Origin of the sequence: Serratia sp. BNK-33-b (assembly GCF_048684565.1) — a bacterium.
Taxonomy (GTDB): domain Bacteria; phylum Pseudomonadota; class Gammaproteobacteria; order Enterobacterales; family Enterobacteriaceae; genus Serratia; species Serratia marcescens.
Window position 1 is genome coordinate 2,417,349 of the sequence record NZ_JBLQTZ010000001.1, and the last position, 23,995, is coordinate 2,441,343.

At 61.3% G+C, this 23,995-nt stretch carries 25 protein-coding genes; 16 read left to right on the top strand and 9 right to left on the bottom strand.

Annotated elements, in window-relative coordinates:
- Nucleotides 1–11: 11 nt before the first annotated feature.
- From adhP to ACMGGK_RS11485, 3 genes are all read right to left on the bottom strand, one after another.
- Nucleotides 12–1,028, bottom strand: coding sequence for an alcohol dehydrogenase AdhP (adhP, locus tag ACMGGK_RS11475; RefSeq protein ID WP_016927758.1), 1,017 nt, complete (start codon nucleotides 1,026–1,028; stop codon nucleotides 12–14).
- Between the two features lie 197 nt (nucleotides 1,029–1,225).
- Nucleotides 1,226–2,515, bottom strand: coding sequence for a bifunctional sulfur transferase/dioxygenase Blh (gene blh / locus ACMGGK_RS11480; protein ID WP_049299199.1), 1,290 nt, complete (start codon nucleotides 2,513–2,515; stop codon nucleotides 1,226–1,228).
- Between the two features lie 16 nt (nucleotides 2,516–2,531).
- Entirely contained in the window at nucleotides 2,532–3,317 is a 786-nt protein-coding gene (locus ACMGGK_RS11485; RefSeq protein ID WP_033640363.1) for a sulfite exporter TauE/SafE family protein, read from the bottom strand.
- 191 nt (nucleotides 3,318–3,508) lie between these two features.
- Here ACMGGK_RS11485 and ACMGGK_RS11490 point away from each other — a divergent pair, with 191 nt between their 5' ends.
- Together ACMGGK_RS11490 and ACMGGK_RS11495 are read left to right on the top strand one after the other, a co-directional pair.
- The gene (locus ACMGGK_RS11490) at nucleotides 3,509–4,744 is read left to right on the top strand and encodes an FAD-dependent oxidoreductase (RefSeq protein ID WP_420276908.1); all 1,236 of its coding nucleotides are present in this window, start codon (nucleotides 3,509–3,511) and stop codon (nucleotides 4,742–4,744) included.
- A 127-nt stretch (nucleotides 4,745–4,871) separates the two neighbouring features.
- Entirely contained in the window at nucleotides 4,872–5,165 is a 294-nt protein-coding gene (locus ACMGGK_RS11495) for a SelT/SelW/SelH family protein (protein WP_004928553.1), read from the top strand.
- Nucleotides 5,166–5,171: 6 nt separating this feature from the next.
- Here the strand turns inward: ACMGGK_RS11495 and ACMGGK_RS11500 are convergent, their stop codons facing one another.
- Entirely contained in the window at nucleotides 5,172–6,113 is a 942-nt protein-coding gene (locus tag ACMGGK_RS11500) for a LysR family transcriptional regulator (RefSeq protein ID WP_420276909.1), read from the bottom strand.
- Between the two features lie 97 nt (nucleotides 6,114–6,210).
- On the opposite strand from ACMGGK_RS11500, the gene ACMGGK_RS11505 reads away from it, so the two are divergent.
- The 7 genes from ACMGGK_RS11505 (at nucleotide 6,211) to ACMGGK_RS11535 (ending at nucleotide 10,821) form a co-directional block, all read left to right on the top strand.
- Nucleotides 6,211–7,410: an MFS transporter gene (locus ACMGGK_RS11505; protein WP_117286811.1), complete on the top strand. Its 1,200-nt coding sequence runs from the start codon at nucleotides 6,211–6,213 to the stop codon at nucleotides 7,408–7,410.
- A 94-nt stretch (nucleotides 7,411–7,504) separates the two neighbouring features.
- Nucleotides 7,505–7,999: a TIGR00645 family protein gene (locus ACMGGK_RS11510; protein ID WP_025302805.1), complete on the top strand. Its 495-nt coding sequence runs from the start codon at nucleotides 7,505–7,507 to the stop codon at nucleotides 7,997–7,999.
- 188 nt (nucleotides 8,000–8,187) lie between these two features.
- Nucleotides 8,188–8,643: a 3-hydroxyacyl-ACP dehydratase FabZ gene (fabZ, locus tag ACMGGK_RS11515; protein ID WP_004928563.1), complete on the top strand. Its 456-nt coding sequence runs from the start codon at nucleotides 8,188–8,190 to the stop codon at nucleotides 8,641–8,643.
- A 30-nt stretch (nucleotides 8,644–8,673) separates the two neighbouring features.
- Nucleotides 8,674–9,462, top strand: a complete 789-nt coding sequence (locus ACMGGK_RS11520) for a spermidine synthase (protein ID WP_049299196.1) — start codon at nucleotides 8,674–8,676, stop codon at nucleotides 9,460–9,462.
- A gap of 80 nt (nucleotides 9,463–9,542) precedes the next feature.
- Nucleotides 9,543–9,737 carry a ribbon-helix-helix protein, CopG family gene (locus ACMGGK_RS11525; RefSeq protein ID WP_004928567.1) on the top strand — a complete coding sequence of 65 codons (195 nt, stop codon included), beginning with the start codon at nucleotides 9,543–9,545 and terminating at the stop codon, nucleotides 9,735–9,737.
- 146 nt (nucleotides 9,738–9,883) lie between these two features.
- Entirely contained in the window at nucleotides 9,884–10,285 is a 402-nt protein-coding gene (locus ACMGGK_RS11530; RefSeq protein WP_015377846.1) for a VOC family protein, read from the top strand.
- Nucleotides 10,285–10,821, top strand: a complete 537-nt coding sequence (locus tag ACMGGK_RS11535; RefSeq protein WP_185976516.1) for a dihydrofolate reductase family protein — start codon at nucleotides 10,285–10,287, stop codon at nucleotides 10,819–10,821. Before ACMGGK_RS11530 ends, ACMGGK_RS11535 begins: the two co-directional genes overlap by 1 nt.
- Here the strand turns inward: ACMGGK_RS11535 and ACMGGK_RS11540 are convergent.
- The 3 genes from ACMGGK_RS11540 to ACMGGK_RS11550 form a co-directional block, all read right to left on the bottom strand.
- A complete protein-coding gene (locus ACMGGK_RS11540) occupies nucleotides 10,806–12,200 on the bottom strand; it encodes an MFS transporter (protein WP_016927768.1) in 1,395 nt (464 codons plus the stop codon). The two genes, ACMGGK_RS11535 and ACMGGK_RS11540, sit on opposite strands and share 16 nt — an antisense overlap.
- A 113-nt stretch (nucleotides 12,201–12,313) precedes the next feature.
- The gene (locus tag ACMGGK_RS11545) at nucleotides 12,314–13,381 is read right to left on the bottom strand and encodes an oxidoreductase (protein WP_016927769.1); all 1,068 of its coding nucleotides are present in this window, start codon (nucleotides 13,379–13,381) and stop codon (nucleotides 12,314–12,316) included.
- A 12-nt stretch (nucleotides 13,382–13,393) separates the two neighbouring features.
- Nucleotides 13,394–14,143, bottom strand: a complete 750-nt coding sequence (locus tag ACMGGK_RS11550) for a DeoR/GlpR family DNA-binding transcription regulator (protein WP_016927770.1) — start codon at nucleotides 14,141–14,143, stop codon at nucleotides 13,394–13,396.
- A gap of 149 nt (nucleotides 14,144–14,292) precedes the next feature.
- Between ACMGGK_RS11550 and ACMGGK_RS11555 the strand changes: the two genes are divergently transcribed.
- Nucleotides 14,293–15,168, top strand: a complete 876-nt coding sequence (locus ACMGGK_RS11555) for an alpha/beta hydrolase (protein WP_420276910.1) — start codon at nucleotides 14,293–14,295, stop codon at nucleotides 15,166–15,168.
- Here ACMGGK_RS11555 and ACMGGK_RS11560 read toward each other — a convergent pair.
- Nucleotides 15,095–16,312, bottom strand: coding sequence for an MFS transporter (locus ACMGGK_RS11560; RefSeq protein ID WP_049299193.1), 1,218 nt, complete (start codon nucleotides 16,310–16,312; stop codon nucleotides 15,095–15,097). The two genes, ACMGGK_RS11555 and ACMGGK_RS11560, sit on opposite strands and share 74 nt — an antisense overlap.
- On the bottom strand, nucleotides 16,303–17,469 hold the full coding sequence (locus ACMGGK_RS11565; protein ID WP_176063199.1) for a serine hydrolase domain-containing protein: 1,167 nt from the start codon (nucleotides 17,467–17,469) through the stop codon (nucleotides 16,303–16,305). Before ACMGGK_RS11565 ends, ACMGGK_RS11560 begins: the two co-directional genes overlap by 10 nt.
- Nucleotides 17,470–17,590: 121 nt before the next feature.
- Between ACMGGK_RS11565 and ACMGGK_RS11570 the strand changes: the two genes are divergently transcribed.
- The 6 genes from ACMGGK_RS11570 to ACMGGK_RS11595 all read left to right on the top strand — a co-directional run bounded on the left by ACMGGK_RS11570 (nucleotide 17,591) and on the right by ACMGGK_RS11595 (nucleotide 23,957).
- Nucleotides 17,591–18,478 (top strand): LysR family transcriptional regulator, encoded by an 888-nt coding sequence (locus ACMGGK_RS11570; protein WP_239044530.1) that lies wholly within the window; start codon nucleotides 17,591–17,593, stop codon nucleotides 18,476–18,478.
- A 225-nt stretch (nucleotides 18,479–18,703) separates the two neighbouring features.
- Nucleotides 18,704–20,008, top strand: a complete 1,305-nt coding sequence (locus ACMGGK_RS11575; RefSeq protein WP_420276911.1) for an MmgE/PrpD family protein — start codon at nucleotides 18,704–18,706, stop codon at nucleotides 20,006–20,008.
- 19 nt (nucleotides 20,009–20,027) lie between these two features.
- Nucleotides 20,028–21,365, top strand: a complete 1,338-nt coding sequence (locus tag ACMGGK_RS11580) for an LLM class flavin-dependent oxidoreductase (protein WP_016927776.1) — start codon at nucleotides 20,028–20,030, stop codon at nucleotides 21,363–21,365.
- Between the two features lie 17 nt (nucleotides 21,366–21,382).
- On the top strand, nucleotides 21,383–22,297 hold the full coding sequence (locus ACMGGK_RS11585) for an ABC transporter substrate-binding protein (protein WP_016927777.1): 915 nt from the start codon (nucleotides 21,383–21,385) through the stop codon (nucleotides 22,295–22,297).
- Nucleotides 22,294–23,199, top strand: coding sequence for an amino acid ABC transporter permease (locus ACMGGK_RS11590; RefSeq protein WP_049299026.1), 906 nt, complete (start codon nucleotides 22,294–22,296; stop codon nucleotides 23,197–23,199). The genes ACMGGK_RS11585 and ACMGGK_RS11590 overlap by 4 nt, the downstream gene beginning before the upstream one ends.
- On the top strand, nucleotides 23,196–23,957 hold the full coding sequence (locus tag ACMGGK_RS11595; RefSeq protein ID WP_016927778.1) for an amino acid ABC transporter ATP-binding protein: 762 nt from the start codon (nucleotides 23,196–23,198) through the stop codon (nucleotides 23,955–23,957). The genes ACMGGK_RS11590 and ACMGGK_RS11595 overlap by 4 nt, the downstream gene beginning before the upstream one ends.
- Nucleotides 23,958–23,995 lie beyond the last annotated feature (38 nt).

Below are 23,995 nucleotides of genomic sequence, written 5' to 3' on the forward strand. Positions count from 1 at the left end.
TTGCGCGTGGCCTACTTCGCCATGCCGAGATCGATCACCATGCGACCGCGAATGGTGCCCGCCTTCATCTCGTCGAAGATGGCGTTGATATCCCTCAGCGGCCGCTTGGTCACTTTCGGCGTCACCTTGCCTTCGGCGGCGAACTGGAACGCCTCCTTCAGATCTTCGCGCGTGCCCACCAGCGAACCCACCACCTGAATGCCGTCCAGCACCAGGCGCGGAATGCTCAGATCCATGCTCTCCGGCGGCAGCCCCACGGCCACCACTTTACCGCCGGCGCGCACCGCATTCACCGCCGAGTTGAAGGCGGCTTTCGCCACCGCCGTCACCACCGCCGCGTGAGCGCCGCCGGTTTGCTGTTGAATGATCTCCTCCGCGTTTTGCGTTTTGGAGTTGATGGTCAGATCGGCGCCGATCTGTTTGGCGAACTCCAGCTGACCGTCGTTGACGTCGATGGCGATCACTTTGGCGTTAAACACGTTCTTGGCGTACTGCAACGCCAGGTTGCCCAGCCCGCCAAGGCCATAAATGGCGATCCACTGCCCCGGTTTGATATCGGAAATCTTCACCGCCTTGTAGGTGGTGACGCCGGCGCAGGTGATGCTGCTGGCGGCGAAAGAATCGAGCCCATCCGGCACTTTCACCGCGTAGTCCGCCACCACGATGCACTCTTCCGCCATACCGCCGTCAACGCTGTAGCCGGCGTTTTTCACCGAGCGGCACAGGGTCTCGTTGCCGCTGACGCAGTATTCGCAATGGCCGCAACCCTGGTAAAACCAGGCGACGCTGGCGCGGTCACCCACTTTTAACGAGGTGACGCCCTCACCGACGGCGGAGACCACGCCGATGCCCTCATGCCCCAACGTAATGCCCGGCACCTCGCCGAAATCGCCGTTTTTCACGTGCAAATCGGTGTGGCACACCCCGCAACACTCCATTTTCAACGCCGCTTCGCCGTGCTTCAGCGGGCGCAGCACTTTATCCTGAATGTCTACGGTATGGTTTTTCGTCACTACGGCAGCTTTCATGGTGTTTTCCTTAGCAGTGTGGGAAGTACAGTTGTTAATGTAGTGACTGTATTCGGCGAGGGCAAGCGCCGCGTGTTTTGTGTAAAAACAAATAATTAAATATGAATCAGTCTGCTTATTTCATAAAAAACCATTAACAGACGGCGCGATCGCCTTGAGATTGGCAGCCGTGAACGATCGCGCCTCTCTGGCTTGATTTACCCCTTGAAGCGATTAACAGGAATTTTGAGGTAGTGCCGCCCATCATCTTCGCAATCAGGCAGTACGCCGCCGCGAATGTTGACCTGCAGCGCCATCAGCATCAATTCCGGATGCGGCAACGTGGCGTCTCGCTGCTTTCTTTGCGCGATAAATTGAGCTTTATCCATGTTGGCCACCCAGGGGTTGTTCTCGCGCTGCTCTCTCACTGTGCTTTCCCAGCGGGCCTCACGCCCCTCCGGGCGGTAATCATGGCCGGTAAACAGGCGGGTATCCGCAGGCAGGCTCAAGATCCGCTGCAACGAATCCCACAGGGCTTCCGCATTTCCGCCGGGGAAATCGGCCCTTGCGGTGCCGCTGTCCGGCATGAAAAACGTATCGTGAATAAACGCCGCATCGGCAATGTGATACGTGACGGAAGCCAGGGTGTGGCCAGGAGACAGCAAGACTTCAGCGCGCAGGTTGCCGATAAAAAAGACGTCCCCATCCGCAAACAGCGCATCCCACACGGTCTCGGCGGGAGGCAGTTCCTTCAAATTATAGATGTCTTGCCACAGCCCCTGCACGGCGGTAATTTTTTCGCCTATGCCGGTAAGGGCGCCGGTTTTCTGCGCCAGCCAGGTGGCGGCAGAAAAATGGTCGGCATGCGGGTGCGTATCCAGCACCCAGGCCACACCCCACCCTCGCTGCTGGATAAAACTTAAAATGGTGCGGGCCTGCTGATGCGAGACCGTGCCCGATCGGCGATCAAAATCCAGCACCGGGTCGATGATGGCGCAGCGACGCGCCTTGGGATCGGCGACGACATACTGCAGGCTGCCGCTTTCCGGCTCATAAAACGCATGCACTTGCGCATGAGACTGAACGGGCTGATGCCGGCGATACCAACTGAGCGCCTTATCGGCATCCGCGCCATATTCTTCGCATTGGCTGCGGAATTGCGCTTCATCGATCCGCCCTTCGCGCAGCGCATACAGCAGAGTGAGGCAAGCCGAGCGCGCCCCGCTCCTGCAATGCGCCAGGGTCTTCTTGCCTTGCCGCAACAGAAACTGGAAGGTGTAAACGGTCTCCCAGGTCAGCGTATCGAACGTATAAGGGAGATAGACGTAACGCATCCCCCCTTGTTCAGCCAACGCTTTCTCTTGCTGATGGTCAAGATACTCTCCCGGCTCTTCGTCCGGCCGGTTGTTGACGATAAGCCGGTAGCCTTGTTGATGCAGGGTAGCGAAATCACTCGCTGCGGGCGCCCCCGAAAAGGAGAGCTGATGATGGTATGTACGGATGCGCATATTTTTTCCTTCTGTCTTATAAGCTTTTAAAAAGCATATAAAGGGCCAGCACCAAGAGCATGGCGGCGTAGAGCACACGGATAATGTCCTCGCGTTTCTTCAGGCGCTCGGTGAGCGCAACCCCCACGACGCCCCCCAGAACACCGCCGACGATCAGCCAGCACGTGATGACGAGCGACACCTTGCCGGACAAGGCATAGCTTGCGCTCGTCGATAAACCCATGGCAGAAACCACCACCAGCGAGGTGGCCACCGCTTCAAGCAGCGAAAAGCGGAAAAACCAGAGCAGCGCCGGCACCACTAAAAATCCGCCGCCGATCCCCAGAAAGCCGGCCACCGCGCCCAGCGCCAACACGCAGGGCCACACGATGGCGGGATGAAAGGCCGCATCAGGAGAAGCCAATCCGTTGCCGGCCCGGTGATTTTTTTTCAGCGTTAATCCGGCGACAATCAGCATCAGCAAAGCGAAAGGCAGGGTTAGATAGCGCCCGTCCGTGATTTTTCCCATTTGTGAACCTGCCAGCGTGCCGGCCACCGCGACCAGCGACACGACAATGCCGGTTCGCCACCGGACGTTTCCTTTGGCGGCGTGCGCAAAAAGGTTGAGCAGCGCGCTGACGGCGACGGACATGGCGCTGGTGCCTATCACCAAATGCGTATCCGGGATTTGCACCATATACAGCAGCAGCGGCACACAAACGATGGAGCCGCCTCCGCCTGTCAGGGCCAAGAGAAATCCGACTATTCCTCCGGTTATCACCAATAACATCAGGGTATAAAAAGTAAAATGGAAAAAATCCAATGGGTTAATTCCTGAACGGTGTTTGTGGTATTTATTAACGATCAGTTCGCATTAATTGTCAAATAACTTATTCGATTTAGCTATTACATATAGCTAAATCGAATATGTGATTTTTAATATAACCATAAGTTCTATGAATTCCCTTTTAATCTGGGCATTAACCCCCTACTTTCTTATGAAAGGAGGCCTGCATGAAACCGGAAAAAATAAACACCAAGAAGAAAGTTGTTGTTATTGGCGGTGGTTCATCTGGAATAAGCGTCGTGGCAAGCATAAGGAAGCGAGTTAAAGGCATTGATATAACGGTAATTGAACCTAGCGACTGCCATTATTATCAACCGGCATGGACCCTGGTGGGCGGCGGGCTGTTTGATATCAATAAAACACGGCGTTCTATGCGCGCCGTCACCCCCCCAGGAACCGCATGGATTCAGGATAGTGTGGTCAGGGTGGAGCCCGGCAAAAAATATGTCGAGACCCGCCAAGGGCAGAAAATAAACTACGACTTTCTTATTGTTGCCTGCGGCCTCGTTTTACGTTGGGATAAAATAGAGGGTCTTGAAGAAACGTTGGGAATGAATGGCGTCACCTCTAATTATCGTTTTGATCTTGCGGAATACACCTGGAAACTGGTTCGTGAAATGCAAGGCGGCGAGGCGATATTTTCTCAACCGCCGGTTCCGATAAAATGCGCCGGCGCGCCGCAAAAAGCCTTATACCTTTCATGCGATCACTGGCGGCGACAAGGTGTCCTTAATAATATTAACGTCAATTTCTGCCTGGCGGGCGCGGCGGTATTCGGCGTGCCGCAATTTGTTCCTCCGCTGACCGATTACTTGAAGAAATACCACGCACAGGTCAACTTCCGGCATAATTTAGTTCGCGTTGATGGGCTGCGTCGGCAAGCAACCTTTTCTCTGGACGGTGATGAAGAAGGCAAACGCGAAGTGACACTGCCCTTCGATATGCTGCACGTAGTGCCGCCGCAATCTGCGCCGGCGTTCATTTCGCAAAGTGGGTTGTCTGACGAGTCAGGTTGGTGCGACGTGGATAAATTCACCCTACGGCATAAGCAGTGGCAGACGATTTTTGCGGTTGGCGACTGTTGCGCCACGCCAAATGCCAAAACCCTGGCGGCGGCTCGCAAACAGGTGGTAGTGGTGGCAGAGAACATCGCGGCCCGGCTTAACGGCGCTCCTGATGCGGCACGGTATGATGGTTATGGTTCCTGCCCATTGACGGTAGAGAAAGGCAAGGTTGTTCTGGCGGAGTTTGGTTACGACAGTAAATTACTCCCCACCTTTCCTCTGTTCGACAACACGCATCCCAGCCGTATGGCCTGGTGGCTGAAGGCCTGGTTTTTACCCAAATTTTACTGGGCGGGCATGTTGCGCGGGGTCGAATGGTTTGCCAAAAGCAAGCCATAGCGACCGTCATCGTTATCCGCGCCTCGCGGCTTCCGCAGGCGCTTGACTATTTGGCGATACACAGCCACCATCGCTTGCGAGCCCGCAGGCTGATTGCAAGCCGTCACCACTAACCGGTCGATCAACGATGAAAAACGCACCCGCCGTTACGATTCACTACTGTTCACAATGCAACTGGCTGCTGCGCGCCGGCTGGATGGCGCAAGAGCTGCTGAACACCTTCGGCGACGATCTCGCCTCCGTCACCCTGATGCCGGGCACCGGCGGGGTCTACCAAATCAGCGTCGATGGCGTGATGATTTGGGATCGCAAGATTGACGGCGGCTTCCCCGATGCGGCGCAGTTAAAGCAGCGGCTGCGCGATCACAGCTTCCCCGATCGTTCTCTCGGCCACAGCGACGGAAAAAAAGCCAGACACTGAAGGCCGTCAGCGCCCCGTCGGCGGCTGCGCGCCGAGAATGCGCGGCATCGTTTCTTTCATCATTTCCATGAATTTGCGTAAACGCGCGGGATAATAGCTGGCATAGGGATACAACAGGTAAATAGGCAGTGGCTCAGCTCGCCACAGGGGTAACAGCGTCTGCAGAGCGCCTTGCGCCAATTCTTCTTTCACCACCCAAGACGACACGATCGCGACGCCCAGCCCTTCCAGCGCCGCCTTGCGCGCCGCATAAAGGCTGTCGGTGCTCAACCTCGGCGCGATGTCGAAACGCCGCTGTTCACCGCTGGTCGCGTGAGTCAAGACGACCTCATTACGATAAAAACTGTTTACCGCCAACCACGGCAATGAGGCCAAATCGTCGAGATCGACGATCGCCGGTCGTTCAGCCAACAGCGCCGGTGACGCCACCGTGCTGCGCGGCACCTCCGCCAGCAACACCGCCACGACCGACGGATCGGTCACCGCCCCGACGTGAATGGCGCAATCCACCCCCTCGGGAATAAAGTCCGGAGAATGGTCGTTCAGCGTCCACTCAACGTAAGTTTGCGGATAGCGCCGCAAATACTCGCCCAACGGACCGATCAGCTGATCTTGACCGAATGCGTGCGGCGCCCGCACGCGCAACACGCCGACCGGTTCGTCGCGCGCGCCAGCAAGCCCTTCTTCCAGGCTTTGCCATTGTTCGATCAGCCCCCGCGCCTGGCGGTAACAGCGCTCGCCGTCGTCGGTCAGTTTGAGGGCGTGGGTCGTCCGCTGGATCAGTTTGGCGCCCAGCAGCTGTTCCAATGCCTGCAGACGCCGGCTGATTGTCGGCTGCGAGGTGCCCAGCTGCTGCGCCGCGGCCGACAAGCTGCCGCTTTCGACGATGCGCACCAGCGTATGCAGCAAAGTTATGCGGTCGCCGTTAGGTAAGTTAATTTTATTCATACGTTAAGTGTATAACAGTTTTACCTGCGAGGGGGCTACAGCGGAATGAAGCAAGCGGTAAAAATGGCCGCACATTCACCTTGCAGGAATTTTTGCCATGAGCACCGCCACCACCCACGGCGCACCGTCCGCCAACGTCGTATTTCTGCTGGCCGCCGGCGCCGGCCTCAGCGTCGCGTCAATCTATTACAGTCAGCCCATGCTTGGCATGATGGGCGCCGATTTCCACGCCGGCGTCGCCGATGCCGGCATGGTGCCGACGCTGACCCAGTTAGGTTATGCGCTGGGCATTTTACTGTTGGCGCCGCTCGGCGACCGGTACGATCGCCGGCGGATCATTCTGGTAAAAGGCGCGCTGCTGGCGCTGACGCTGTTACTCTGCGCTTTTGCCGCCTCGTTCCCGCTGTTGTTGCTCAGCAGCCTGGCGATAGGCCTGACCGCCACCGTCGCGCAGGACATTATCCCCGCCGCCGCCACGCTGGCGCCAGAGGCCAGCCGCGGCAAAACCGTCGGCGCGGTGATGACCGGGCTATTGGCCGGCATTTTGCTGTCGCGCGTGTTCAGCGGCGCGCTCGCCGAGTTCGCCGGCTGGCGCAGCGTCTACGCGCTCGCGGCGCTGGGCGTTTTGCCGATCACGCTGGCGATCTGGCGCATGTTGCCGCGTCTTCGCCCCCATAACGCGCTGAGTTACCCCGCGCTGCTGCGCTCACTGGGACATCTGTGGGCCGAGTATCCCGCGCTGCGGCGCGCGACGCTGGCGCAAGGCTTTCTGTCATTGGGCTTCAGCGCTTTCTGGTCAACGCTGGCGTTGATGCTGGCGGAGCGCTACCAGATCGGCAGCGCGGCCGCCGGCGCGTTTGGCCTGGCGGGGGCGGCGGGGGCGCTGGCGGCGCCGTTGGCGGGAAGTCTGGCCGATCGGCACGGCCCTGACGTCGTGACCCGTATCGGCGCGGGACTGGTTCTGGCCTCCTTCGCCTTGATGTTTTTGCTGCCGCTGTTGCCGCTCCCGGCGCAGCTGGCGCTCATTGCGCTGAGCGCCGTCGGATTCGACCTGGGCATCCAGGCTACGCTGATCGCGCATCAAACCATCGTTTACGGTCTCGATCCGGCAGCTCGCAGCCGATTGAACGCCCTCTTGTTCACCGGCGTATTCATCGGTATGGCGACCGGCGCCGCCCTCGGCAGCCGCATTCTGGCAAGCGCGGGCTGGCCGGGTGTCGTGGCGCTGGCGACGGCGGCGGGGGCCGTGGCGCTGTGGATCCGCAGCGGGCGCAAAACGGCGCGCGTAGCGGCCTGATATCGCCCTCTACTGGCGCAAGCGGTTGATTTTACCCAGGCCTCTTGCGCTATACTGAGCGCCCTTTTTGCTACGCATTTAAAACAATTTTATGATGGAACGCTTGCTAGAAAACGCGATGTACGCCTCCCGCTGGCTGCTCGCGCCGGTTTATTTCGGCCTTTCACTGGCCCTGGTCGCCCTGTCTATCAAATTTTTTCAGGAGATCCTGCACGTCCTGCCCAACATTTTCTCCGTCGCTGAAGCCGATCTGATCCTGACCCTGTTGTCGTTGGTCGACATGGCGCTGGTCGGCGGGCTGCTGGTGATGGTGATGTTCTCCGGATACGAAAATTTCGTCTCGCAATTGGATATCACCGAAGGAAAAGAAAAACTGAGCTGGCTGGGCAAAATGGACGCCACCTCGCTGAAAAACAAGGTCGCCGCATCTATCGTCGCCATCTCCTCCATTCACCTGCTGCGGGTGTTTATGGACGCCAAGAACGTGCCCGACAACAAGCTGATGTGGTATGTGATCATCCACCTCACCTTCGTGCTCTCCGCCTTCGTGATGGGTTATTTGGACAAGGTGACCCGCTCCAAGCATTAAACGCGCCGCCACGCCCGATCGTCAGGATCGGGTGTCATCCCCTCCTTCGCTATTCCCCAACCGTCGCCGCCGTCATGTCTTTCATCTGGCACATCTGATGATAATTTTATTATAATGTCATTACACTCATTATGGACCGAACGCCGGCCACCGCACCGGATTCGCCGCAGACAGGATCACGCACCTCCATGCCATTAAACGGTCACCCCCTGCAATTCAACGATATTCAGGCGATTCTGCCTCATCGTTATCCCTGCCTGTTGGTCGATCGCGTGCTGCCCGCCGGCACCTGCATTGCCGAAGGGCGGCTGAGCGCCATCAAGAACATCACCGCCAATGAGCCGACGTTCTGGAACGGCCATGCGCACTTCGCCGGTTTTCCCGGCGTGCTGTTGGTGGAAGCGCTGGCGCAAAGCACCGGGCTGCTGGCGCACTATTATCTCGGGGCGTTGAACGAAGGGGAACATTACTACTTCGCTTCCATTCAGCGGGCGCGGTTTTATCGCGCCGCCCGTCCCGGCGACCAGGTGTTGATGGAGGTCGCCTTTGTACGCCGGCGTGGCGCGATCGCCCGCTTCACCGGCCGCGCCAGCATCGATGGCCGGCGCATTTGCACCGCCGATTTCATGTGCGCCCGTAAATAGGCCGCTTGCCAAAGGAACCCTGCGAATACCATGTCTCTGGTTGACAGCTTACTCAGAACCCTCGATTTCTCCCCGCGCGGCCAGGTGATCGCTCGCGAAGCCGACGCCTGGGGCGAAATCATCGTTTCCGATCACAAGGACTACCGCACGCTGCGGTTTGACGGCATCTGCGAGCAAAGCAAGATGAGCCTCAGCAACCCCGCACAGCCGATCCACAACTACATCAAAGCGATGCTGATGGTGGTGGCCTGGCAGCCGCCGAGTTCGGCGTTGATCCTGGGGTTAGGCGGCGGCAGCCTGCTGCGTGCGCTGCACGCGCTCGATCCGGCCATGCGTCTGGACGTGGTTGAACTGCGCGCCGCAGTGATCGCCGTCGCGCGCCGCTATTTTACGCTGCCGGCCACCGACACCATCAGCCTGCGTACCGCCGACGCCATGGACTTTGTGCGCCCGCCTGCCGAGACGCGTTACGATCTGATTTTCTCCGATCTCTATTCGGCGTTCGCCATGGATCCGCAGCAAGGCACCCAGACATTCCTGGAAAACTGCGCCGCGCGGCTGAACGACGGGGGCTGGCTGGTGCTCAATTACCACGATCTGCCCGATGAGAACAGCCTGCTGTACCACAGCCTGCACCGGATATTCGGCACCGTATTGTTTTGCGTCGCCCCCAGCGGCAACGTGATCATTTACGCCACGCCGGCCCAGGTGACGTTGCCGCTCAGCACGCTTCGCACGCTGGCCGCCGGCAGTGGCGAGCTGTTCAACTGCGAACTCGGCTACCTGTCACGCAAGATAGAACGGCTGCATTTCCGCTAAGAACGAGCGGCGACGCGGTCTGGCTGGCCGCTTCGTCCACATGGTATTATCATTCAGTCATCATTCTCTGGAGGATCCTGATGGAAAAGAAAACGGCGCGGCTAACGGTGCTGATTGACCCGGACAAGAAGAAAGCCCTGGAAGAGCTGTGCCTGCAGCAGGACGTCACCCCTTCCCAGGTGGTGCGTCAGCTGATCCGCGATTATCTGCACAAGCATCAGGTGGATTATCCCAGCCAGCCGACCCACGCCAATCCGCGAGTCGAGAGCAATTGAACGGCGGCCTGCCCCGCAAACCGTGAAGCGCGCTTCCCCCTGCGCGCGTCCCTAATCCGAATCCTCCACGGCGGTCTGTCCATCCTGCAATATCGCTGCTACTGTTTTAGGCGTTCATTATTCTCTCTTGGGAAAGGAAACGCGCCATGTTCAGCCATATTACCGTCGGCGTCAGCGATCTGGATGCCGCCGCCGCGTTCTACGACGCCATTCTGTTGCCATTGGGTTTACAACGGCGGGAAGTGACGCCGGACGGCGGCCCCGCCGCCCGCTGCTGGGTGATGCCAGGCCAAACGCTGCCGCGTTTTTACGCCTACCAACCCTTCGACAGACAGCCCGCCAGCGCCGGCAACGGCAGCATGCTGGCCTTTCTCGCCGCCGACGAGCTGGCGGTTAAACGCGCCTACGCCGCCGGTCTGCTGGCGGGCGGCAGCAGTGAAGGCGAACCCGGCGAGCGCGCGCACTACGGCAAAGGCTATTTCGGCGCTTACCTGCGCGATCCCGACGGCAACAAGGTGCATGTGGTTTATCGGGGAGATCTCGCCTGATGAAATGCTCGGTTTACATCGCCACCAGCGTAGACGGATTCATTGCCGGCCCGGATGGCGACATTGACTGGCTGCTGCGGCCCGAATACGCGGTTTCGCTGCTCAATGGGTTGAGTTTTGAAGCGTTTGTCGCCGACATCGACGCGCTGGTGATGGGTCGCCATACCTATGAAAAAGTCCGCGCCTTTCCCGAGTGGCCCTATGGCGCACTGCCGGTGGTGGTGCTGTCGACGCAGCCCGCACCGCACGGCGCAGAACCTGTCCGCTGGATGAGCGGCGAACCGGCCAGCGTCGTGGCGCGGTTGGCCGAGGTCGGCTGCCGTCACCTGTATATCGACGGCGGCCAGACCGTGCAGCGCTTCCTGCAGGCCGGCTTGATCGACGAACTGACGATTACGCGCGTGCCGCTGCTGCTGGGCGGCGGTATCCCCTTATTCGGCACCGACGGCCCGGAGCAGCGCCTGCGCCTGCTTGCCGTCACCTCATCGGACAACGGTTTCGTGCAAGAACGCTACGCGGTTCAGCGCGCGCCGTAACGCAGCATCAGGCGGCGGCCACCGAAGGCGATGAGCAACGCCGCCAGTGCCAACAGCGCCGCCACGCCGTAGGTCACCCGCATGCCGTAAGCCGCGGCGGCCGCAGTGCCCGCGACCTGCTGCGAAGCCAGATAAAACAGCGCCCCCATCGCCGACGCGCCGGTGATCGCCCCGAGATTGCGCGACAGGTTCACCATGCCGGCGATCAGCCCGCGCCGTTCAGGAAACAGATCTTTCATCAGCATGGTGTTGTTGGCCACCTGAAACAGCGCATAGCCGGCGGTCAGCAGCGCGATGGGGGCGATATAGCCGAGCACGCCCCAACGGTTAAGCAGCGACAGCAGCGCCGCGCCGGCGGCCACCGCCATCAGCCCAAGCAGGGCAATGCGCTGCGATCCAAAACGATCCACCAGATAGCCGGCCGGTATGCCGGTCAAGATCGCCACCGCCGGTCCCGCCGACATCACCAGCCCCACCTGCGCGGCGCTTAACTCCAGCGCGCGTGACAGATAGAACGGCCCGACCACCAGCGTGGCGGTCATGACCGTCATCACCAGCGCGCTGGCCGCCAGCCCCGCCGTCAGGGCCGGATGACGGAACATCGACGGCGCAAGCAGCGGCGATGCGGCGCCGCGCTCCACGCGGATAAACAGCGCCCCCGCCAACAGCGCCCCCAGCATCAACGCCAGATTGAGTGCGCCGAAGTCGCCGCGCCCGAGGGTCATCGCCAGCGAATAGCAGAGCAATGCGCCGCCCAGCAGCAACGTGCCGGCGCGATCGAACGGTTCCGCGCGCACTGCCGCGCGCGGCCCATTCGGCAAGTATCGCCAGGCGAGCCACAGCGCCAGCAGGCCCAGCGGCAGGTTGATCAGGAACATCGCCCGCCAGCCGAAACCGGCGATCAGCGCGCCGCCCAACGACGGCCCCAGCGCGGTGCCCACGGCCGACATCGTGCCGAGCAGCCCCATCGCGCGGCCGATTTTTTCCGTCCCCAGCGCCTCGCCCGCCAGCGCCATGGCGATCGACATCATGACTGCGCCCCCCAGCCCCTGCGCCAGGCGCGCCGCCAGCAACAGCCACAGTTGCGGAGCCAGCGTGCAAACCAGCGAAGCGGCGGTAAACAGCGCGATGCCCGCCAGCAGCAGGCGGCGGCGATTGAGGCTGTCGCCCAAACGGCCGATGCCGATGATGCAAGTGGTGACGGCCAGCAAATAGCAGAGCAACACCCACTGCACCGCCTGGAACGAGGCATGGAACGCGGTGGCGAGCGCCGGCAGCCCGACGTTGGCAATGCTGATACCAAGCGATGACAGCAGCATGCTCAGAGAAAGAGCGGCCAGTATGCCGCGGACGCCTTGCGGCGAAGGATGGGATAACATGATGAACACTCCTGACATTGACTGCGGGTAAGCCTATGTCAGGGGGCAGGATGGCGGAAGACGCATGGCATGCACTGTATCCATGCGCCTGACGCCTTATCTGACGCGAGCCGTCACCAGGCGGCGATTTCCGCCTCGGTGAGCGGGAGAGTTTGGGTGACGCCGGTTTCCGCCGCCAGGGTGGCCGCTTCCAGCACCGCCATCACCGCCAACGCCTGCGCAGCGGTGACCGGGTTGGCGCCTGCGCCGCGCAACGCATCGCGCACCTGGAAGTAATACTGGCGCTGATCGCCATCCGGTGTCGGCAGCGTACGCATCGGCTCCGTGCCGATAAACAGGCTCATCGCATCGTCGTCTTTGCCCCACTCCGCCGATCCCGGCGTCACGCCGGCCAGCAGTTGGCTTTCCTGCCCGTCGGCGCGCGCTTTGACCACGCTGCCTTTCTCGCCGTGCACGGTAAAGCGTGAGACGCCCCCCGCCACCAGCATGCTGCCATGCAGGATCACGCGGTGCGTCGGGTAGTTGAGCACCACGTGAGCCCAGTCGTTAATCTGCGCGTTGGGGCGCAGCGTGGCGATGTTGGCCTGCACGCTGTGCGGCAAGCCGAACAGCTGCAGCGCCTGATCGACCATGTGCGGCCCCAGATCGAACCACAGTCCGCTGCCAGGGAGGTTTTGTTCACGCCAGCGCACCCGCACTTCTGGGCGGTAACGATCGATGTGCGACTCAAAGTGCGTCACCTTGCCAATCAGCCCCTGTTCGATCACCTGCTTCACGCCCAGGAAATCGCTGTCCCAGCGACGGTTCTGGAACACCGACAGCAGGCGGTCGTGCTTCTCCGCCGCCGCAATCAGCGCGCGCGCCTGCGCCAAATCCAGCGTAAACGGCTTATCCACCACCACGTGCTTGCCCGCCTCCAGCGCGGCCAGCGCCAGCGGCGCATGGGTGGCATTCGGCGATGCGATCACCACCAAATCCACCTCCGGCCGGCGGATGGCCTCCAGCGGATCGGCGATCACCTGCGCGTGCGGCAGATCGGCATGCACCTTGGCGGCATCGCGCGAAGCCACCACGCTCAGTTCCAACCCCGGCACCGCGTTAATCAGCGGCGCGTGAAACGCCTTGCCGACAAAGCCGTAGCCAATCAGCGCCACCTGCAACGGTCGAGCGGTATCGTTCATCAGTGTTCTCCTCTAGCGGTCGTCGGCGACGACACAAAGTTCAATCAATGACTGTTCGTCCAGGTTGTCCCACGGGCGATCGGTAAACAGGCGTTGGATCTGCGCCAGATCCGCCACGTGATGCGGTTCGCAGCGATCCAGCTTCATATGGTCAGCCACCAGCCAGCGCTCGCCGCTGTTAGCCAGCATGGCGCGCTTGACCTCTGCATCGGCCTCTTCGCCGGCGCTCAGTCCCAGCTGAGGATGCACCGCGCAGGCGCCCAGCAAGGCGATATCCGCGCGGTAGCGCGCCAGCAACGCCAGCGTGGCGCTACCGGCGAACAGCCGCTGGCGCGCATCCCACTGGCCGCCAAGCAGGATCAGGTTGATCTCCGGCCTGTCGCTCAGGCACTGCGCGATATCCAGCGAAGCGGTGATCACCGTCGCCGGGCCGCGCAACGCCTGCGCCACCGCCAACAGCGTACTGCCCGCGTCCAGCATCAGGGTGCTGCCGGGCGGGATCTGCGCAGCCACCGCGCGACCGAGCCGCTGCTTGATCTGCGGCAACAGCGCCGCGCGCGCCTGACGTGGCATGCCGGACGGTTCGAGCGCGATCGCGCCGCCGTGATGTTTCTGCGCCAACCCTTGCCGCTCGAGATCGGCCAGATCGCGGCGCACGGTATCGACCGAAACGCCGATGGCGGTGGCCAATTCCGCCACCGCCGCCTGTCCGCGTTCGCTGAGCAAATCCAGTAAATGGCGCTGCCTTGCCGCTTTGTGCATGGGCTTATTCCGCAGTAAAAAGCATAAAACAGCAATATACAGCAGATAACAGCAATGGAGAAGTCGCAATTGTGCGCACCGGCGATCAAACATCTTTTCGCCTGCGGGACGATGATGAAGGCATAACACATAACAATCCGGAGAAAGGCATGAACATCGATCTGACGTTTGAAGACCTGAGCGCACGCGCCGTGCAATACAACGCCCGCGCTTCGGTGGAGGATTTTGACGCCTGCATGGCGGAATACGCCGCGCTGGCCCAGCGAGCCAAGGCGCAGACGCCCGGCATTTACGACCTGCGCTACGGCATGAGCGCCGCCGAGCGCCTCGATCTGTTCCCGGCCAGCGCACAACCCGCTCCGCTGCTGATCTTTATTCATGGCGGCTATTGGCATTCACAGCGCAAAGAGGAAGCCTGTTCGATGGCCGCCGCGTTTGCTCGCCGCGGCGTGGCGGTCGCCACGCTGGAATACACGCTGGCGCCGGAAGCGACGCTGGCGGAGATCGTACATGAGGTGCGCAGCGCCGTCGCCTGGCTTTATCATCACGGGGCGCCTTTCGGCATCGATCCGGCGCGCATTTTCGTCAGCGGCAGTTCGGCCGGCGGTCACCTGTGCGGCATGCTGATCGCCGACGGCTGGCAACAACGCTATCGCCTGCTGCCCGACGCGATCAAAGGCGCGCTGGCGCTGAGCGGCCTCTACGATTTGCGACCGCTGTGCGATATCTACATCAACGACTGGCTGCACCTGACGCCCGAACAGGCGCAAACCCTCAGCCCGCTGTTTCTGCTGCCGGCGAAAGACCATGCGCCGCAGATCCTGCTCGACGTCGGCCAGCGGGAAACGCAAGGTTTCAAAAACCAGACGCAGGCCTATTATGACGCTTGCCTGGCGCATGGCCTCGACGTCCAGCTGCTGGCCGACCGTCACTGCAATCACTTTACGCTGGTCAACGAGCTGGCGGATGCGGAAAGCGCGATGTTCCGGCAGGTGATGGCGATGATCGACGCAACGCAACGGTAGCCTGCCGCTGTAACCGCAGCCTGGCGGCGATCGTAATCACCGCCAGCGCGGCGAACAAGGCTCCGCACAGCAGGCTGCCCTGTAGCCCCCACGCGGTGATAAACCCGCCGCCCGCCAGCGCCCCCACCGCCACCCCCAGATTGATAAAAGCGATATACAGCCCGGTGGCGAACGCCGGCGCTTGCGGGGCTTCGGCGGTCAGCCAAATCTGCGTGACAATCAAACCGCTGGTGTGCGCCGCTCCCCAATACAGGCAAAGCGCCGTCATCGAGCCAATATTCACGCTGCCATAGCGATACAGCAGCGCATAAGCCGCAATCAAGGCTATCGGATGCAGCAGCACCGTCACCGCACGATGGCGGCTCAGCCATCTGCCGGCCAACAGGTTGCCCACGACACCGCCCACACCGAACGCCACCAGAAGAAAGCCGATGACGCCGCGGCTGAGACCGATTTCGCGGCTGAGGTACTCGGCCGCGTAAGCATAGACGGCAAACATGGCGGCAAAGATCAGCACGCAGGTAGTGATATTCAGCCACAGCGTACCGCTGCGCAGGATTGCCAACTGTTTGCCATAGCTGAGGCGCTGTACGGCCGCATCAGGCAAACGCCACAGCAATCCCAGCGCCGCCAGAAGGTTCACCCAGGCACAGAACCTGAACGACGCTTCATAGCTGAACTGTCCGGCGAGCCATTGCGTCAGCGGTATCCCCAGCACCATGCCCATGCTGGTGCCGATGAACGCATAGGCGGTTGCTTTGGGAGCTTGATGCGGCGGATAAAGCGACGCGGCCGCCACCATGGCCAGTGAAAAATAGATCGGATGAAACAACGCCGGCACAATGCGCAGCAGCATGAGCATGGCGAAGCTGTCCACCTGTGCGGACAGCGCGCTGGCCGCCGCAAACACGGTCAACGCGATCAACAACATGCGTTTGCGATTGAATTGCGACGCCAACAGCACCAACAGCGGCCCGAGCAGCGCAATGGTCAGGGCGAAGATCCCGACCAGCCAGCCGGCCTGCGCCGTGGAGATGCCATACCGTGCAATGATCAGCGGCAAAATGCCCACCACGCCGAACTCGATGCAGTAAACGCCGAACAGCCCCAGCGCGAGGAAGAAAATCGGCGGCATCAGGCGCATTGCATCGCTCCCGTCGCGGCATAGACCGCCTGACAAATCTCGCCGACAAAGGCACCGGACATCCCTTCCAGCGCCGTGTTGGTAAACGCCACCACGCTGAGCTGCCGGGCAGGATCGACGAACCACGAGTGGCCATAGGTGCCGCCCATCCGCCAGCTGCCAACGGACTCCGGCGTGTGCGCAGCGACGGGATCTTTCAGCACGGTGATGCCCAGGCCAAACCCGCGCCCCGGCCAAAACGGCATCGGCAAATCGCCGATTTGGTTGCTGGTGAACGCCGTAACCCACTCGGTTGGCAGCACCGGCTCTCCTCCCTGGCGCAACGCTTCCAGCAGGCGCAGGAAATCCTCCGCCGAGCCGACCATGCCGGCGCCGCCGGAGGCGTACGCCAACGGATCCAGCGCACGCGCAGGTGACAGATGAAAACCGGCGCTGCCATCGATGAACGGTAAACGATCCGGTTGGCGCAGGCGGCGTGGCTCGCCGGGATGATCGGCGTAAGCGGCCGCCAGGCGCGCGGCGTCCACCGCCAGGAAATCGGTATCCGTCATCGCCAACGGCCCGGTCACCCATTTGTTGACCGCCTGCGCCAGCGGCAGGCCGCTCGCCTGTTCAATAACCGCGCCCAGCACATCGGTGGCGATAGAATAGCGCCACGCCGCGCCGGGCGGAGCCAGCAAAGGGGCGCAGGCAATGCGCCGCACGTTTTCCTGCAGGCTGACGGACGCGTCATCCATGCCGTCGGAGACGCCGAGCCGGGCATAGAATCCCCCTTCCGGCTGGAAAAAACGGTAGCTTAATCCGGCGGTGTGGGTCATCAAATGCCATAGCGTCAGCAACGGTTGGGTGCCGTCCGCCAGCCGCGGGCGAAAATTCGGCAGCCAACGCGTGATCGGATCGTCTAACCGCATGGCGCCTTGCGCCATCAACGCCAGCGCCGCCGTGGACACGATCGGTTTGGACACCGAGGCCAGACGAAACAGCGTATTGAGCGCCATCGGCTTGCCCGCTTCGCGATCCGCCATGCCCGCCGCGCGGCGATAAACGATCTCACCGCCCTGCGCCACCAAAACGACCGCGCCAACCAATCGTTTTTCGCGCAAGGCTTGCTCTATCGCGCCGTCAATCGCGTTGGCGGAGGATCCGTATTCATTCATCTTTATTACCTCAGATAGTCAGCCCATGCTGTCGCCACCGAGCATAGGGCGTGGCGATTAACGAAAAAACAGGCTAGATTTCCTTTCATAGCGGACACTCACGTCCGTAATAGGGCAAGCAATGGATAATCTGTCTGGGGTGAGCGTCTTTGTGCAGGCCGCGGAGACGCTGAGTTTCGTTGAGGCCGGGCGCGTGCTCGGCATTTCCGCTTCCGCGGTGGGGAAAAGCATCGCCCGCCTGGAAAACCGGCTGGGCACGCGCCTGTTTCACCGCAGCACGCGCAGCATGACGCTGACCGCCGAAGGCCGGCTGTTTCTGCACCGCTGTCAGCGCATTCTCGGGGAATTGGCGGCGGCGGAACGGGAAATCAGCGATACGAACAGCGCCCCGCGCGGCAAGCTGCGTGTCAGTTTGCCGCTGGTGGGCGGCCTGCTGAATCCGGTGCTGGCGGAATTTGTTCGGCGTTACCCGGAGATTGAGCTGGAAACCGATTTTTCCGACCGTCGAGTCGCGGTGATCGAAGAAGGGTTCGATGCGGTGATCCGCGTGGGCGATACCGAGGACTCTCGCTTAATGAGCCGCCAACTGGGCACGTTTCACCTACAGCTGGTGGCGGCGCCGGACTATCTGCGCCGGGCGGGAATACCCCGCCAGCCGGCAGAACTGCGCGATCACGCCTGCCTGTTATACAGATTCCCCACCACCGGCAAAGTCGAGACCTGGCCGGTGGCGGGCGGAGATAAACTGCTCGACGAAGGCCTGGGCAAGCGCACGGTATGCAATACCGTCGACACGCTGATTTACCTGGCGGAACAGGGCCTGGGCATCGCCTGCCTGCCCGATTTCGCGGTACGGGAGGCGCTGGAGCAGCAGCGGCTCCAACCCGTGCTTGGCGACCAATGCCGACACAGTGGCAGTCTCAAAATTCTCTGGCCTTCCAGCAAACATCTTACACCGCGTCTCAGGGCATTTATCGACATCATGAGCGTTCGCCTTTTCTCGGCCTAAGTCCTCTACCGCGTTAGAACAAATTCAGCTTTGCTTTGCACAAAAATAGCTAAAGTGCAGCCTGCCGCGCCTGCCAGCAGCCCTGACGGCGGCGCAGTGCCGTCGTGATATTCCATTCAGCGATATGGAAGCGCCGTTCGTTCTTTCGGGACAAAGAAAACCGCCACACAATACCTTTCACCCCGCACTCGTGCATAACCATCTATAAATTCAGGTGTTAACGCCTTGTCATTATCGATAACCGCCCAATTCGCTCATCTGATATTGAACAGCCAGCCGGATCAAACCGCTCTGTCAGCCGCTCGCCGCGGCGTGAAAGATTACTTCGCCTGCGCATTGCCGATTGCCCGCGGGGCGTTGAGCGATGCCGGTCTGGCAGCGATCGGCACGACGTTTCCGCCGAACGGCAGTGAGAACCGCGCACTGCGCTATGGCTATGTCAGCCACTCGTTGGACTTCGATGATTACCATCCTGCGCTGCGTGGCCATCCGAGCACCGTAGTGCTCTCCGCCCTGCTGGCGCTGAACGGTGAGAGTGACAATGTCACTGAACTGTTAACCGCCTATGTCATCGGCGTAGAGGCCGCTGGCCGGCTGGGATTGGCCGCTGGCACGCAACATTACGTGCTGGGTTTTCACAGCACCGCCACCCTGGGCGCGGTCGCCGCCTGCGCCGCCGTGGCGCGTTATCTGCAGCTTGACCAGCGGCAAACGCAGATTGCTCTCGGCCTGGCGGCCACCCAGGCGGCGGGCCTGCGCAGCCAGTTCGGTTCGGCGGCCAAACCGCTGCACGCCGGCCTGGCGGCACGCAACGCGGTCAACGCCACCCTGCTGGCTCAGGCCGGTTTCATCGGCCAACCGGAGGGCGTGCTGGACAGCCTGCTGGCTTCCCACGGCGACGGCCGGCAAAAACCGGAATGCCTGACCGCCGGCTGGGGCGCGCCCTGGCGCATCCTGCAGCCGGGGCTGGAGTTCAAGCGCTACCCGACCTGCGGTGGCACTCACAGCGCGGCCGAGGCGGCGCTCGCCCTGCGCGAGCGGCTGCTGGAACAAGGCGACGCCCTTGCAGAGATCGCCCTGGTTGAGGTCAGTTTTCCGCCCGGCGCAGATACCGCGCCCTATATTCGCCAACCGGCCACCGGTGTGGAAGCGCGCTTTAGCCTCGAATACGTCATCGCCGATGCGCTATACCACGGCGAGGTCGCGCTGACGCATTACGGCGAACAGCCGGTCGATGCGGCTATCGCCGCCCTGGCGGCAAAAGTTGAGCGCCATGCCGATCCTGCGGCCCCGCCGGACGCGCTCGATCCGGAGATGCGCTTCCATCGCCTGACCCTGACGCTGCAGGACGGAAGGCAAATAAGTGACATAGTCACAAGAAAGCAAACCGCCGCCCGGCCGACAGACCTCGACGCCAAGCTGCGCGCCATTTTGCAGCTGCTTCCGGGCCTCGAAGGCGAGAGCGTTATCCGCGACTGTGCGCTTATGTCCCCTGGCGCGCTGCCGCGACTGATTGCATTGTTAAATTAATAATAAAACAGGAATAACTATGAGTACTTCACCTTCAACACCATCGCGCCAACTCCGTCTCGGCCTGTTCGTTCAGGCGCTGGGGCACCACATCGGGGGATGGCGCGCAGAAGGCGCCAGCGGTTCACCGACCGATATCGACTGGTTCACCTGGATCGCAAAAAAAGCCGAAGAAGGCACCTTCGATATGTTCTTCGTCGGCGACGCGCTGGCGACCAGTGTGCACCGCCTGCCCTCGACGATGTCACGCCTGGAGCCGCTGACGCTGCTCGCGGCGCTGGCGGTCAATACCCGCCATATCGGGCTGGCGGCGACCGCCTCCACCACTTTCGATCAACCTTTCCACCTGGCACGCGCCATGGCCTCCATCGACCATATCAGCCACGGCCGCGCCGCATGGAACGTGGTGACCTCATTCTCCAGCGATGCGGCGCGCAACTTCAGCCGTGAAGATCTGCCGTCGCATGCCGAACGCTATGAAGTGGCGCGGGAATTCCTCGAGGCCAGCTACAAACTGTGGGACGGCTGGGAAAAAGACGCCATCGTGCGCGACAAGCAAAATGGCGTGTACGCCATCGACGAGAAAATCCACGCGGCCAACCATAAGGGCAAGCATTTCTCGGTGCAGGGCCCGCTGAACATTTCCCGCTCGCCGCAGGGGCGGCCAGTGATCATTGAGGCCGGCTCTTCCCCGGCCGGCCAACAGCTGGCGGCGGAAACCGCCGAAGTGGTGTTCACCGCCGCCGCCAGCCTGGAAGAAGGACAGGCTTTCTACCGCAGTCAGAAAAAATACGTGGCCGACGCCGGCCGCAACCCGGACCACCTGCTGATCCTGCCAGGTGTGATGCCGATTGTCGGCCGAACCAAAGAAGAAGCGCGAGAAACCTGGTATCAGCTGAATCAACTGGTGGATATCGATAACGGCATTGAGCAGCTGTCGGCACGCTTTGGTTTCGATTTGAGCGATTACCCGCTGGACGGCCCGGTGCCGAATGTGGGCGCCACCGAAGGCGGCCAAAGCCGCGTGAAACTGCTGACCGATCTGGCCGCGCGGGAAAACCTGACGCTGCGCGAGCTGGCGGCCGTCGCGGCCGGTTCGCGCGGCCACCGCGTGGTGGTAGGCACCGCCGAAGAGATCGCTGACGACTTCCAGCTGTGGCTAGAACAGCAAGGCGCAGACGGCTTCAACATCATGCCGGCGGTGTTGCCTAACCAGCTGGAACTGTTCGTCGAGCTGGTGATCCCGGAGCTGCGCCGCCGTGGCCTGTTCCGTGAAGAGTATCAGCATGCAACCCTGCGTGAAAACCTGGGTCTGCCGGAACCGGCAATCAACTTCGCTAACGTAAAATCGGCTTAATCCGCAGGGAAATCATGATGAAAACCACATTCAAACGCACCGTACTGTCCCTGCTGTTGGCTTCCTCCACGCTGGCGCCGTTGGCCGCAGCTCATGCCGCTGAAGGCGATGTTCCCTTCAAGGCGGCGGTGAAAGCTGCCGCCGATCCGGCGCTGCATGACAGCCTGCCTGAAGCTATCAAAAAGGCCGGCTATATCGTTGCCGGCACCAACCCGAACACCCCGCCGACCACCTTTTACCAGGCGGACAACAAAACGCTGGCCGGGCGTGAAATCGACGTGATGAGCGCGATTGCCGATCGCCTGGGCGTGGCGATCCACTGGAAGGACACCGGCGGTTTCGACAACATCATCCCCGGCCTGAAGTCCGGCCGTTATGACGTCGCGCTGGCCAACATTGACGCCAACAAAAAGCGCTTCCAGCAAGTGGACTTCGTCGGCTATTACAACGCTTCCAAGCTGGCCTTGATCGCCCGCAAAGACGCTGCGCTTGGCCCTTACACCGAGCTGGCCCAGCTGTGCGGCCAGACCGTCGGCGCCGGCGCAGGCACCTCGCAGATCACCCGCCTGCAGCAGGCCAGCGATCAATGCGTCGCCGCCGGCAAGCCGGCCATCACCATGCCGATCTTCCCGGACCGCCCGGCCGGGGTGCAGGCGGTGATCAGCGGCCGCGTGCCGATGTTTTTCGGCCCGTATGAAGGGTTGCGCTACCAGGCCACCCACGTTAAACCGCTGACGCTGGCCGGTGATATCAACATCGACGGCACCACGGTGGCCATCGCCCTGCCGAAAGGCTCCGAACTGGTGAAACCGGTGCAGGCGGCGCTGAATTCTCTGATCGCCGACGGCAGCTACCAGAAAATCCTCGACGGCTGGGATATCGGTTTTGGTGCTGTGAAAACCGCCGGCATCAATGAAGAGATCGCAAAATGAGTGGGCAACACCCTGTCGACGACGCGGAACTGAGCATCGTCGGCCACCGGCATTACGGGCGCTGGCTCAGCGCCCTGGTTGTGCTGCTGATCGTCGGCGTTATCATCAATTCCATGCTGCACAACCCGCGCTTTGAATGGTCGGTGGTGGCGGAAAATCTGACCGAGGCGTCCATCCTCAACGGCGTGCTCATGACGCTGAAGCTGACGGTGATTTCGGTGGTGTTCGGCTTCGCCGGCGGCGTGCTGCTGGCGCTGATGCGCCTGTCGGCCAATCCGGTATTGGTTGCGGTAAGCTGGTTCTACACCTGGTTCTTCCGTGCGGTGCCGATGCTGGTGCAGCTGTTTCTGTGGTACAACATCGCCGCGCTTTATCCGCGCATCAGCTTGTGGATCCCGTTTCTGGGCGAAGTCGCCAGCGCGCCGACCAATACCCTTATCAGCACCTTCAGCGCGGCGGTGATCGCGCTGGTGATGCATCAGTCGGCCTATGCGGCGGAGATCGTGCGCGCAGGCGTCCAAAGCGTCGGCAGCGGCCAGCTGGAAGCCGCCAAAGCGCTGGGTTACCGTCGTGGGCAAATCCTGTGGCGCGTGGTATTGCCGCAGGCGATGCGCACCATCCTGCCGCCGGCGGGCAATGAGGTGATCGGGCAGTTGAAAACCACCGCGGTGGTGTCGGTGATTGCCCTGCAGGACGTGCTGTATTCGGCGCAGATCATTTACCAACGCACCTACGAGGTCATCCCGCTGCTGCTGGTCGCCACCCTGTGGTATCTGGCCATGACTTCGATTCTGTCGATTGGCCAATACTACGTGGAGCGCTATTTTGGCCGCGGCACGCAGGCAACGCGCAGCGGCGGGTTCTTCCTCAACCGCAAAGCCCCTCAGGGAGGTGAACAATGAGCGCATCCATCCACATCAACCGGGTGCGGAAATCCTTTTCCGGCACCGAAGTGTTGAAAAACATCAGCCTGACCATTCCGGCGGGTTCAGTGACGGTGATCCTCGGCCCTTCCGGCTCCGGCAAATCCACCCTGTTGCGCTGCATCAACCACCTGGAAAAGCTGGACGGCGGCACCATTCGCGTTGGCGAACAGCTGATCGGCTATCGTCAAAAAGGCCGGCATCTGTACGAGCTGAAAGAAGCCGAGGTGGCCGAACAGCGTAAAAGCATCGGCATGGTATTTCAGCAGTTCAACTTGTTTGCGCACCGCACCGTGTTGCAAAACGTCAGCGACGCGCCGCAGCGGGTGAAAAAGGAAAAAAAAGCCGAGGCGCAGGAACGGGCGAAGCAGTTGCTGGCCCGCGTCGGGTTGGAACATCGCATCAACGCCTGGCCGCGTGAACTGTCCGGCGGCCAGCAGCAACGCGTCGCCATCGCCCGCGCGCTGGCGATGAACCCGCAGGTGTTGCTGTTTGATGAACCGACTTCCGCCCTCGATCCTGAATTGGTTGGCGAAGTGCTGCAGGTGATGAAAGACTTGGCGCATTCGGGCATGACGATGGTGGTGGTCACGCATGAAATCGGCTTCGCCCGCGAAGTGGCCGACCAGATTGTCTTTATGGATCAGGGAAAGGTGGTTGAAACGGGCAGCGTGCAGCAGGTTCTGGATGCGCCGGGACATGAGAGGACGCGCAACTTCCTGGCGACGGTATTGTAACCCTACGTCAGGGGGCGTTGCGTCCCCTGACGTTCAAA